This window comes from Serratia sp. CY44782, from assembly GCF_052168715.1.
GTDB classification, from domain to species: domain Bacteria; phylum Pseudomonadota; class Gammaproteobacteria; order Enterobacterales; family Enterobacteriaceae; genus Serratia; species Serratia nevei.
Map to the genome: position 1 here is coordinate 1 of NZ_JBJNME010000004.1, position 11,396 is coordinate 11,396.

Annotated in this window: 10 protein-coding genes, 2 tRNA genes and 1 rRNA gene; 8 read left to right on the plus strand and 5 right to left on the minus strand. The window is 56.2% G+C overall.

The annotated features are described in order from the left end of the window. The 3 genes from rrf to dkgB all read left to right on the plus strand — a co-directional run. Positions 1-109 (plus strand): 5S ribosomal RNA (rrf, locus tag ACJ8HT_RS08185); the annotation flags it as partial. A gap of 94 nt (positions 110-203) precedes the next feature. Continuing rightward, positions 204-280, plus strand: a tRNA-Asp gene (locus ACJ8HT_RS08190). 213 nt (positions 281-493) lie between these two features. Then, positions 494-1,297 (plus strand): 2,5-didehydrogluconate reductase DkgB, encoded by an 804-nt coding sequence (gene dkgB, locus ACJ8HT_RS08195; RefSeq protein ID WP_197652339.1) that lies wholly within the window; start codon positions 494-496, stop codon positions 1,295-1,297. Positions 1,298-1,343: 46 nt separating this feature from the next. On the opposite strand, the gene yafC is transcribed toward dkgB, so the two are convergent. Continuing rightward, complete coding sequence (gene yafC / locus ACJ8HT_RS08200; protein WP_060425254.1) at positions 1,344-2,228, minus strand: DNA-binding transcriptional regulator YafC; 885 nt, start codon at positions 2,226-2,228, stop codon at positions 1,344-1,346. A 330-nt stretch (positions 2,229-2,558) separates the two neighbouring features. On the opposite strand from yafC, the gene ACJ8HT_RS08205 reads away from it, so the two are divergent. Continuing rightward, positions 2,559-3,353 (plus strand): endonuclease/exonuclease/phosphatase family protein, encoded by a 795-nt coding sequence (locus ACJ8HT_RS08205; protein WP_025160092.1) that lies wholly within the window; start codon positions 2,559-2,561, stop codon positions 3,351-3,353. Between the two features lie 52 nt (positions 3,354-3,405). Here the strand turns inward: ACJ8HT_RS08205 and mltD are convergent, their stop codons facing one another. Further along, entirely contained in the window at positions 3,406-4,788 is a 1,383-nt protein-coding gene (mltD, locus tag ACJ8HT_RS08210; RefSeq protein ID WP_049288128.1) for a murein transglycosylase D, read from the minus strand. 71 nt (positions 4,789-4,859) lie between these two features. After that, entirely contained in the window at positions 4,860-5,615 is a 756-nt protein-coding gene (gene gloB, locus ACJ8HT_RS08215; RefSeq protein WP_194571768.1) for a hydroxyacylglutathione hydrolase, read from the minus strand. A 44-nt stretch (positions 5,616-5,659) separates the two neighbouring features. On the opposite strand from gloB, the gene ACJ8HT_RS08220 reads away from it, so the two are divergent. After that, positions 5,660-6,379, plus strand: coding sequence for a class I SAM-dependent methyltransferase (locus ACJ8HT_RS08220; RefSeq protein WP_038871387.1), 720 nt, complete (start codon positions 5,660-5,662; stop codon positions 6,377-6,379). Here ACJ8HT_RS08220 and rnhA read toward each other — a convergent pair. Beyond that, positions 6,376-6,843: a ribonuclease HI gene (gene rnhA, locus ACJ8HT_RS08225; RefSeq protein WP_033649910.1), complete on the minus strand. Its 468-nt coding sequence runs from the start codon at positions 6,841-6,843 to the stop codon at positions 6,376-6,378. The genes ACJ8HT_RS08220 and rnhA overlap by 4 nt on opposite strands. Before the next feature lie 72 nt (positions 6,844-6,915). Between rnhA and dnaQ the strand changes: the two genes are divergently transcribed. Both dnaQ and ACJ8HT_RS08235 read left to right on the plus strand, forming a co-directional pair. Continuing rightward, positions 6,916-7,659 (plus strand): DNA polymerase III subunit epsilon, encoded by a 744-nt coding sequence (gene dnaQ / locus ACJ8HT_RS08230; protein WP_038871384.1) that lies wholly within the window; start codon positions 6,916-6,918, stop codon positions 7,657-7,659. Positions 7,660-7,803: 144 nt separating this feature from the next. Further along, positions 7,804-7,880: transfer RNA gene (locus ACJ8HT_RS08235), tRNA-Asp, on the plus strand. Between the two features lie 105 nt (positions 7,881-7,985). Here the strand turns inward: ACJ8HT_RS08235 and ACJ8HT_RS08240 are convergent. Next, positions 7,986-10,226, minus strand: a complete 2,241-nt coding sequence (locus tag ACJ8HT_RS08240) for a TonB-dependent siderophore receptor (protein ID WP_197652338.1) — start codon at positions 10,224-10,226, stop codon at positions 7,986-7,988. Positions 10,227-10,455: 229 nt separating this feature from the next. On the opposite strand from ACJ8HT_RS08240, the gene ACJ8HT_RS08245 reads away from it, so the two are divergent. Beyond that, a complete protein-coding gene (locus tag ACJ8HT_RS08245; RefSeq protein ID WP_197652337.1) occupies positions 10,456-11,334 on the plus strand; it encodes a siderophore-interacting protein in 879 nt (292 codons plus the stop codon). The last annotated feature ends 62 nt before the right edge of the window (positions 11,335-11,396 follow it).

Sequence of the window (11,396 nt, forward strand, 5' to 3'; positions counted from 1 at the left end):
GCAATAGCGCGGTGGTCCCACCTGACCCCATGCCGAACTCAGAAGTGAAACGCCGTAGCGCCGATGGTAGTGTGGGGTCTCCCCATGCGAGAGTAGGACACTGCCAGGCATCAAATAAACGTTATCAGTGTGACGACTGGTAATGCGCAAATCGCAGAGCGCGATTTTGCCGGCATCGAGAGATGCAACGTAAAAGAATCGGTGGAGCGGTAGTTCAGTTGGTTAGAATACCTGCCTGTCACGCAGGGGGTCGCGGGTTCGAGCCCCGTCCGTTCCGCCACTTAATTGATAAGCCCTGAGTCTCTGACTCAGGGCTTTTTCATATGCAAAATTCACGGAATATCGTCGAATTTGCCACCGTTCCTGCCGCTTTTCCTCAATATTGTTGCCCGTTGGTCAAAAGTCTTATGCCGAACCTGGCGTTTTTGATCACTAAAAATATTGCCATACTCTCTCGCATCGCTATTTATCCACTAATGAGAGAGTAAACATTGTGAGCATTCCTGCATTTGGTTTAGGTACTTTCCGCCTTCAGGATCAGGTCGTTATCGACTCGGTGAGCACGGCGCTGGAACTGGGCTATCGGGCTATCGATACCGCACAGATCTATGAAAACGAAGCGGCCGTCGGCCAGGCTATCGCCGCCAGCGGTGTGCCGCGTGACGAGCTGTTCATCACGACCAAAATCTGGATTGCGAATCTGGCCAAGGGGTCATTAATTCCCAGCCTGCGAGACAGCTTGGTCAAACTGCAGACCTCGTATGTCGATCTGACATTGATTCACTGGCCATCGCCAAATGATGAAGTGTCGGTCGCCGAGTTTATGGCTGAATTGCTGGAAGCCAAGCGATTGGGGCTAACCCGTCAGATAGGGGTATCCAATTTCACGGTCGATCTGATGCAGCAGGCGATTGACGCGGTCGGTGCCGATCAGATCGCAACCAACCAGATCGAACTGTCGCCGTTCTTGCAGAATGAGAAAGTGGTGGCGTTCGCACGGCAGCATGGCATTGCCATCACCTCTTATATGACGCTGGCGTATGGCAAAGCGTTGCAGGAGGAGACGATCAAGCGTATCGCGGCGCGGCACAATGCGACGCCGGCACAGGTGGTCCTGGCCTGGGCGCTGAAGCTCGGCTACGCGGTGATCCCTTCCTCGACCAAGCGTGAAAACCTGGAAAGCAACCTGTTAGCGCAGCAGCTACAGCTGAGTGATGAAGATATGGCACAGATTGCCGCGCTGGAAAGCAACGGCCGATTGGTCAGCCCGGAAGGTCTGGCACCCAACTGGGACTAATCTTCAGATATGATGACCTCAGGCGCTCGAGAGAGCGCCTTTTTTATCACTTTAACCGCTCGCTGATAAAATCGATAAAGCTGCGCAGGCGGTTACTGACGGCGCTATCGCTGTAGTACACCGCGTTGATCGGCATTTCGAGTGGCAGCGTGTCCCCCACCAGGAGAGGGACCAGATCCCCGCGTTTGACGTCTTCATCACTCATAAAGTCCGACAGGCAGGCGATGCCGTTGCCGTGCAGGCACAGGTGGCGCTGGGTTTCGCCGCTGTTGGTGGTCAGCCCTGGAACGATCTCCAGTTGGCGACCATCGGCACAGGCCAGCGGCCAGCGGTTTAGGTTAGGCAGGTCGTTAAAGCCGATGCAGCAATGGTGTTCCAGATCGGCCACCGTCTTTGGCGCGCCATACTGCGCCAGGTAGGCGGGGGAGGCCAGGATGCGCCGATAGCTGGCCATTAGCTTGCGCGCTTTCAGCGTAGAGTCCGTCAGCTCGCCGACGCGGATTGCGATATCCACTTTCCGTTCGATCAAATTGATGAAGTTTTCCGAAGAGACCAACGACAGCGACATTTCCGGATAGCGTTCACGAAACTCGGCGACCAGCGGCGTCAACAGATGCAAGACGACCGGCGTTGCGGCATCGACGCGCAGCAGCCCCTGCGGGCGTTGGCGGCTTTCCAGCAACGCATTTTCCGCTGCGGCCATATCGCTCAACACCTTTTGCACCTGCCGAAAGTAGTTTTCGCCTTCCTGTGTCAGGCTGATTTGGCGTGTCGTACGGTTGAGCAGGGTCACGCCCAGCTTGCTCTCCAGTTTTTTTACCGTACGGCTAACCACGGAGTTGGCCTGCTGCAGGCGCTCTGCCGCCCGGCTGAAGCTGCCGCTCTCCACTACGGTGACGAAGGTGATAAGCTCGTCCGAATTCGCTTTCATTTTTGCTCCACGGGCAAACATCGTTTGAAATTTTGAGCGATTTCGTCATTTAATCACGTCGGAGCATCGCCGTCACCCACTTGAGCGCGAACCTGTACATTCCGATATCCCGTGCGCACTTTGCTGGCCTTTTCGCATTTTTCACCTCTGATGCGTCACCTTTACACAGCTATACCCTCAGAATATTGAAATCACCGCAGACGGCCCCTATAACTGAGAAGGTTATGCCTGTAAAAGCCATGCCCTCTGTGCGGGGCAGGCGTATAATCAATTCACCGTTGGCGAAGTCTCCATCGCCAGTTTCATGCTAATGGGTAATAGGCGAATCGCGTGCCGAAACGAACTTATGCAATGAGGTATGTTGCAGGCCAGCCAGTCGAACGAATTTTTCCTGGCGCCGTTAACCAGCCGTTGCCGCCAGGGGCTGCGCTGCCGACGACCGGCGCTTTGCGCGTCATGGTATGGAATATTTTCAAACAGCAACGAGCCGACTGGCTTTCGGTGCTGAAAAATCATGGCAAAGATGCGCAGCTGGTGTTGTTGCAAGAGGCGCAAACCACGCCGGAGCTGGTGAGCTACGCTACCGCCAACTATCTGGCGGCCGATCAGGTGCCGGCCTTTGTGTTGCCGCAACATCCTTCCGGCGTGATGACGCTGGCAGCTGCTCATCCGGTTTACTGCTGCCCGCTGCGTGAACGTGAGCCGCTGCTGCGGCTGTCCAAGTCGGCCTTGATCACCGTTTACCCGCTGTACAATGGCGAGCTGTTGATGGTGGTGAATATCCATGCGGTGAATTTTAGCCTGGGAGTCGACGTCTACAGCAAGCAGCTGGGGCCGATTGGCGAGCAGATCGCCAGCCACCGGGGGCCGGTGATCATGGCGGGGGACTTCAACGCCTGGAGCCGTAAACGTATCAATGCGCTGTATGACTTTGCCGGCGAAATGGCGCTGCGTGAGGTTAGCTTCACCGACGATCACCGTCGCAAGGCCTTTGGCCGTCCGCTGGATTTCGTGTTTTACCGTAACCTGGGGGTCGTGGAGGCGTCGGTGCTGGTGACCAGCGCGTCGGATCACAATCCGTTGTTGGTGGAGTTCCACCCGGAAAAAGATTCCCCCGTCTGGTGAATCACAGGTAATAAAAAAGCACCCCGAGGGGTGCTTTTTTTGTGCCGGAAATTTAGGTATCCGGCGTTAGCTTGTTGCCGACAAACAGGGTCAACTTCAGACCGGGTTGCAGACTGCCTTTGGCGAGCGTTGAATTCCAACGCATCACGTCGTTAATATCGACGCCGTGACGACGTGCAATACTGGCGAGCGAATCACCTTTACGAACCTGATAGGTGATACTGCTGTTACTGCCCGTATTGCTGGCCACTTGCAGGGTTTGCCCAACTTTTAGGGCGCTCTTGGCGCGCAAGTTGTTCCAACTCTGCAAATCGCTGGTTTTAACGTTCAGCCGCTTGGCAATGCCCGATAAAGTGTCGCCGGAGCGTACTTTATACGAACTGCCACCGGACAAACCGCTGTTCTTCGCCAACTGCGTCGTTGGCTGAGTCACGGCGATCTGGCCATCGGCCAGCGAGTCTTTCAGCTGATCGGCGTGCCCTTTGGGAACCATGATGTAATGGGGCCCGTTAGGTGCCGTAACGCCTTTTTTGTAGCCTGGGTTATACGCTTTCATCTTGGTGACCGAAAGCCCTGCCATCTCAGCCGCCTGAGTCAGCTGGATCTGCTGTCCGACATCGATACGCGCCAGCGCACGGGTTTCATCCGTTTTCGGGAGTTTCACGCCGTACTTCTTGCTGTTCTTGATGATGTCGCTCAGCGCCAGCATTTTCGGGACATAGATTGACGTTTCACGCGGAAGCGATAGTGCCCAGAAATTGGTTGGCTTACCCTGGCGTTTGTTTGCCTTCACCGCTTGCATCACGCGGCCTTCACCACTGTTATAGGCGGCTACGGTCAGTAACCAGTCGCCGTTAAACATGCGGTTCAAGCGTTGCATCATGTTAAGCGCAGCGGTTGTCGAGGCGACGACATCGCGTCGACCGTCATACCACTGATTGTTTTTCAAACCATAATTACGACCCGTTTGCGGCACGATTTGCCATAGCCCTGCGGCGTTGGCACTTGACGTGGCGTGTGGGTCAAAAGCGCTCTCCACTATGGGTAGCAGTACCAGTTCCATCGGCATATTACGTTTCTTAATCTGCCCGACTATCCAGTACATGTACGGCTCTGCCCGTAATGTTACATCGTGGAGATAGCTCTTACTTTTTAAGTACTTTCTTTTCTGATCACGGATCCGGGAATTTTCCGGAACCTCCATCTTCAGCTCGTCGCTAATGAAGTTCCACAGGTCCTGTTGCGCGGCGGGACTGTTGTTATCCAACCACCGCGCCGAGCTCGCTCGGCCATTTGCTGTGTACTCTCCTGCTTCACCATCTTGACCAGCCGAAGACAAACTCTGTGCATGCTGTTCTGGCGCCGGTGCGTCCTGCCTGGACGACTGGCAACCCACTAGCAAGACTGAGGCGAGAAATATCGCTTTAGCCTTCATGTGTGTGTCAATGTAGTTGCTTAAAAGACGAGCAATAATACTTTGCTTCGCCAAATAACACAACTAAAAGCTTAGAAGTTATCTTTCCGCAGGCGTAATTCGGAAAAAACTGAATGAAGGCTTTCCGGTGGTGAATTAAAGCCTAATTTCTTTTGTAAATCAGTGTCATGGCAACGTAAAAACAGGTTAATTTTGCGCTCTAATTGCAATGTGGTCGGCACGCTGGCTTGGCCTTTTGCCCTTAACGCTTCAACATGTTGTTGATATGTTTCAATCTCTCGATCTTCCGGCAAAATAGCCCGCGCAAACTTAAGATTTGAAAGAGTATATTCATGCGCGCAGCAAATTAAGGTGTTATCGGGAAGTTGCGCGAGTTGTTGAAATGAGTCGTACATTTGTTTGGCGGTGCCTTCAAACAGCCTGCCGCAGCCGGCAGAGAACATTGTGTCGCCGCAGAACAGATAAGGAGCACTATAGAATGCCACATGGCCTAACGTATGGCCGGGGACGGCGAACGTCCTGTACTGGCGCCCATCGATGTCAAAGGTGTCGCCGTCGCGGACGATGTGATTGGCGCCTTTGTCTGCGGTTTCTTGCGGCCCATAGACGGCCAGGCCGGGATACTGAGCCACGATCTGCGCCACGCCGCCGACGTGATCGTGATGGTGGTGGGTCAGCAGGATCGCCGCCGGCACCAGCTGCAGGCGCTGCAGCGCTTCGAGCACCGGCTGCGCCTCACCTGGATCGACGATAATGCAGCGTCCCTGCCGGTCATCCAATAACCAAATGTAATTGTCCTGGAAGGCGGGAATGCTGATAAGATTCATGGTGTACCTCTCGTTGGCAACGGCTTGAAAGAAGATAATAAATCATGAAACCAGCCCATACTCTACAAAAGCTCACCGGCCCGCAGTCCTGGGCGGAGCTGCCGTGGGGGGAGTACTATCGTGAAGCGCTCGAGCGGCAGTTGCAACCCTGGTGGCCGAAGCTGTTCGGTTTCCATCTGCTGAAGATGGGCATGCTCAGCGCCGAGTTGGCCACGGACAAATGCGCGATTTCCCATCAGGTCAACGTAGGGCTGGAGGGCGAAGGGCTGCAGGTGATCGCCGATGCTTATCAACTACCGTTTGCCGCCAAGTCGGTGGATGCCTGCCTGTTGGCGCATACGCTGTCCTACGCGGACGATCCGCACCGCATGTTGCGCGAGGTGGACAGGGTATTGATCGACGACGGCTGGTTGGTTATCAGCAGCTTCAATCCGTTTAGCCTGTTGGGATTGGGCAAGCTGGTGCCCGGATTGCGTCGCCGTCAGCCCTATGTCAGCCGCATGTTTACCCAGATGCGGCTGCTGGATTGGCTTAGCCTGCTGAATTATGAGGTGCTGCACCAGGCGCGTTTTCACGTGCTGCCGTGGCATCGCCAGGGCGGAAAATTTTTATGCACCCATTTGCCGGCGCTGGGCTGCATGAGCGTGATTGTGGCGCGCAAACGCACCTTGCCGCTGACGCCCACGCCGATGAAACTGGGGGCGAGAAAGCCTTCTCTCAGCCGCGCGGTGGGCGCGACCAAGAGTTACCGCAAACTGCCTTAGGCTTCCGGCTGGTAACCGACGTCTTCCTGCGTCGGTTTGCCGGCCGCTTCGCGCGCCAGCACGTCACAACGTTCGTTCTCCGGGTGGCCGGCGTGGCCCTTGACCCATTCCCATTTTACCTCGTGGCGCTGAATGGCCAGATCCAACCGCTGCCACAGATCGACATTCTTGACCGGCTTTTTGTCGGCGGTTTTCCAGCCGCGCTTCTTCCAGTTATGGATCCAACTGGTGATGCCCTGGCGCACATACTGGCTGTCGGTGCTGAGCGTCACGGCGCAGGGTACGGTCAGCGCTTCCAGCGCCACGATCGCCGCCATCATTTCCATGCGGTTATTGGTCGTCAGACGAAAACCCTCGCTGAAGGTTTTTTCCGTCTGCTTATAGCGTAATATCGCACCGTAACCCCCAGGGCCGGGATTGCCAAGGCAGGAGCCATCGGTGAAAATTTCTACCTGTTTGAGCATCTCTGGTAGACTCTTCCTATCAGTTTTATAAAAGCCAAGTCTGACATAAACGAGCGCTGTGAGCACTGCAATATGATCTCTACAACCACCAGACAGATTGTCCTCGATACCGAAACCACCGGTATGAACAAGCTTGGGGTGCACTACGAAGGGCACCGCATCATCGAAATCGGTGCGGTGGAGGTGATTAACCGCCGCCTGACCGGGCGCAATTTCCACGTTTACATCAAGCCGGATCGGCTGGTGGATCCGGAAGCTTACGGCGTACACGGTATCAGCGACGATTTCCTGGCCGACAAGCCGACCTTCGATCAGGTTGCCGACGAATTCCTCGACTTTATCCGCGGCGGCGAGTTGGTGATCCATAACGCGGCGTTCGACATCGGCTTTATGGATCACGAATTCCGCATGTTGCAGCAGGGCATCCCGAAGACCGAGACCTTCTGCACCATCACCGACAGCCTGCTGATGGCGCGCCGCCTGTTCCCGGGCAAGCGCAACAACCTCGATGCCTTGTGCAGCCGTTATGAGATAGACAACAGCAAGCGTACGCTGCACGGCGCATTGCTCGATGCCGAGATCCTGGCGGAAGTCTATCTGGCGATGACCGGCGGTCAGACCTCGATAGCGTTCCAGATGGAGGGTGATACCCAGCAAAACGACGCTGCGCAAGAAATTCAGCGCATTGTCCGCCCGGCGACCGCGATGAAAGTGGTCTACGCCAGCGACGAAGAAGTGAAGGCGCACGAGGCGCGTCTGGATCTGGTGGCGAAAAAGGGCGGCAGCTGCCTGTGGCGCGGTGCGCCGGCCGAGTAACGGCATTGTTGCACGAAAAAAACGCACCGGATGAACCTTCGTTGAAAAACTGTGCAAACGGTTCATTTGGTGAGAAAAAGGCGTTGACGGAACCGAGAGGCGTCCGTAATATGCGCCTCGTTCCCCCGCAAGAGGGAATGGCGCGGAGCGGTAGTTCAGTTGGTTAGAATACCTGCCTGTCACGCAGGGGGTCGCGGGTTCGAGCCCCGTCCGTTCCGCCACTATTCAGAAGCCCTGAGTTAGCGATAACTCAGGGCTTCGTCGTTTCTGCTCTCTGCAAAACGGTACAGCCCAATAAACGGGGCCGGCAGACCGGCCCCTTATCCTCAGAACAACACCGAATAGTTCAAGCCGAAGGTGCGTCCGCGGCCTTTATAACTATACAGCTCAGGCGAGCCGTAGGTCGGGCTGTACAGGATCGGCGCGCGTTGGCCCCAAACGGTGGTGTACTCCTTGTCCAGCAGGTTTTCCATGCTGAAGCTGATTTTCCCCACCGGCAGGCTATAGCTGCCGAGGAAGTCGAGGGTGTTGTAGCCATCGATCTTGCGGCCCTGGGTGGAATTGGCCTTGGTGTAATCGCCGTCGTCCGACACGTCGAAGGTTTGCTGCGACTGTAAGCGCAGATTCCAGTCGCCCGGCGCCCAGCCGACATAGGCGGTGACTTTCGATGGGCTGGCGGTATCGACTACCAGCTTCTTCCATTCGCCGTTGACCTTGGTTTCGGAACGGATAACGTTGAAGTTGGTACCGGCGCTCCAGTCGCTGTCTTCAAAGAAATAATCTACCGCGCCTTCCACCCCGTAGATGCGGCGCTTATCCGCATTGACGTTGATGGTCATGTCGGTTTTGTTGATGGCGATGCTCTTGTCGGACAGCGAATAGTAGGCGGCGATTTGCGTGCGCAGGTTATCGCCGGTATAGCGCCAACCCAGCTCGTAGGCATTGACCTTGATGCCTTCCAGCTTGGAATCACCGACGTTGACGCTCTTCAGCAATTGGTAATGGCCGCCGTTCAACGCGTAGGTGCCGTTGCCGTAATACTTGCCAGGATCCGGGATCTCGAAGCCCTGAGAGAAGTTGAACCAGGTTTGCTGACGATCGGTCAGGTGCGCCAGCAGGCCGGCGTTGAACAGCGCGTTGTTGTAGTCGGTTTTCCCTCCCGGTATCGCGTCGGCAGAAGTCGCGGCGCCGGTGGCGATCGCCTGCTGCTGGTTATAGCCGACGAAGTCGTCAATCTTGTTTTCGGTGTACTGGTAACGCACGCCACCGCTCAGGGTGAAGATCGGGTTGATGTCGTAGCTGGCCTGCAGGAACGACGCCAGGTTGCTGGTGGTATAGCTCGGGTAGCGGCCGGTATTGTAGGCGTTCTCCAGCGTCATGCCGCCGGACTGTTGCGCCTTCGCCAGGTTGAAGAACTGTTGGTTGGCGTTGAAGCTCTCATGCTCGGCGTCGATGCCGTAAGTCAGCGTCAGCGCATCGACAGGCTTGCTGTTTAACGTCAACTTGCCGCCGTAGAAATCGGTTTTTTGCTGCGAAGCGCCAATGCTGCTGACGTAATAGTTCGGCGCTTTGCCCGCCAGCGTCGGGAACGGGTAGAAGGTCAGGGTTTCGTCGCGGTAGTAGACCTGCGCCACCAAATCCTGGCCGAGGAAATCGGTGTTGGAATACTGCAGGTTGATCAGATGGCGTTCGGTGCCGGGGATACGGTCGGAATTTAAGTTACCGCTGTTGTATGCCTTGGCGTTACCGGTCACCGCCGTAAAGTTCTCTCCCAGGAACAGGCCGTGATCGCCGTCGGATTGGCTTTTATAGTATTGAGTGGTCAGCTGCAGCTGTTGGTGTTCGTCGATGTTGAGGGTACCGGTGCCCATCACGTCAAGGCGATCGGAATACTGCAGGCCGGTTTGGGTATTGTCGATCAGCACCTCGTTGCCTTTGCCGTCATACCAGCCGCCGTAGCGTTGGTAAGAAACGGACAGGCGTCCCGAGGCGTTGTCGTTGCCACCGCTGACCGCCGCCGCCACATTTTCGTCGTGATCGTTATGGCCGCCAAAGCCGGTTTTACCGCCGATCTGTAATTCGACCTGCTGTTCTCGTTGCCCCTTTTTGGTGACGATGTTGATCAGGCCGCCGGTGCTGCCGCCGCCGTACAGCGAGGTCGCGCCGGAAATCACCTCAATATGATCGATATTGAACGGATCGATCGAATCCAATTGGCGGCTGTCGCTGCGCGATGAATTCAGGCGTACGCCGTCGATCATCACCATCATCGAACGGCCGCGCATATTCATGCCATAGTTGGTGCGGCCCTGGCCGCTGACGTCCATGCCGGGGATCATCTGCGCCAACATGTCCTTGATCTCTTTACCGCCCTGAACCTGCTGTTCGATCTCCTGGCTTTCAATGATCCAGGTCGTCTGCGCCATTTCCGCCGCGCTACGGTGCGAACGGCTGGCGGAGACCACCAACTGTTCTTCGTTGCCGGCTTTCTGATCCTCTGCCCAAGCCGCTGGCGCAAGCATTGCCAGCAGACAAGGGTTCAATACCCAAAGGTGTTTGCGTTTCATCGTTATTTCCCAGGTGATATTGTTATTACGTTATTTTTGAGAATGATTCTTTTATCAATAACGTTTCTTGTTATCAATAAAATCATGATATGATTTTTTGCGATACATTAACGTAATTAATTAGTTTTATTAACATTTTACCCGCTGCACGATCGCGCACTCCACGCCGTCAAACGGTAGCCGATCGGCCATACGTATAAGCGACAGCCGTTGCCGGAGAATCGAGAACATGTCCGCCAGCTACAGAATTTTTGATATCACCTTGAAAAGCAAAACGCTGATTTCACCTTCGCTGGTGCGCTGCGTGTTTGAAGGTGCGGATATTCATCGGATGAAGCTGGAAGCGCCGGATCAGCGCATCAAACTGTTGTTCCCGGCGGCGGACGGCAAGATCCCGCAGTTGGTCAACGGCCCGGACTGGTACGGCGATTACATGGCGATCCCCAAAGAACAGCGTCCGGTGATGCGCACCTATACGCTGCGTGCGCTGCGCCGTGAGCAGAATCAGATGGATGTCGAATTCGTGCTGCATGGCGTGAACGGCCCGGCCTCCGCCTGGGCGACCCACGCCGAGCCGGGTGACGCCCTTCAGACGGTCGCCCCCAACGCTGACTTCGACGGCGACAGCGGCGGCTATGAATGGGCGCCGCCGGCGCAGTTGCAGCAGGCGTTGTTGATCGCCGATGAGACGGCGGTGCCGGCGGCGATGGGTATTCTGGAGCAGCTGGCGCAGCAGGCCAATCCGCCGCGGGTGCAGGCATTTTTCGAGGTGCCGGTGGCGGGGGATTGCCTGGATTTGGCCCGTTTCCCGTTCGCCGAGGTTTACTGGCTGCCGCGTGACGTGGGCCGCCAACTGGCGCATGGCACGCTGCTGGTGGAGGCGGTGCGCCAGCGGGTCGATATCCCCGCGTCGGCGTGTGCGCAGGCGCAGTCCCTGGCGGAAAGCAGCCTGAGTGATGAGGTGTTGTGGGAGCGGGCGGCCGGCGGTAACGCTTTTTATGCCTGGGTGGCGGCCGAGTCTTCCACGGTGAAAACGCTGCGGCGTTATCTGATCGGCGAACGCGATCTGGATCGCGCTACCGTCAACTTCATGGCCTACTGGTGCTGAATGCGTAGCCCTTTTCCAACATCGGCGCTGGAGAAGGGCATGCCGTTGCCATTTCCGATCAA

Excerpts from the sequence above, each read along its gene's own strand:
- yafC (WP_060425254.1), bottom strand. The coding sequence starts at position 2,228 with ATGAAAGCGAATTCGGACGAGCTTATCACCTTCGTCACCGTAGTGGAG.
- mltD (WP_049288128.1), bottom strand. The coding sequence starts at position 4,788 with ATGAAGGCTAAAGCGATATTTCTCGCCTCAGTCTTGCTAGTGGGTTGC.
- ACJ8HT_RS08245 (WP_197652337.1), top strand. The coding sequence starts at position 10,456 with ATGTCCGCCAGCTACAGAATTTTTGATATCACCTTGAAAAGCAAAACG.
- dnaQ (WP_038871384.1), top strand. The coding sequence starts at position 6,916 with ATGATCTCTACAACCACCAGACAGATTGTCCTCGATACCGAAACCACC.
- ACJ8HT_RS08220 (WP_038871387.1), top strand. The coding sequence starts at position 5,660 with ATGAAACCAGCCCATACTCTACAAAAGCTCACCGGCCCGCAGTCCTGG.
- rnhA (WP_033649910.1), bottom strand. The coding sequence starts at position 6,843 with ATGCTCAAACAGGTAGAAATTTTCACCGATGGCTCCTGCCTTGGCAAT.
- gloB (WP_194571768.1), bottom strand. The coding sequence starts at position 5,615 with ATGAATCTTATCAGCATTCCCGCCTTCCAGGACAATTACATTTGGTTA.
- ACJ8HT_RS08240 (WP_197652338.1), bottom strand. The coding sequence starts at position 10,226 with ATGAAACGCAAACACCTTTGGGTATTGAACCCTTGTCTGCTGGCAATG.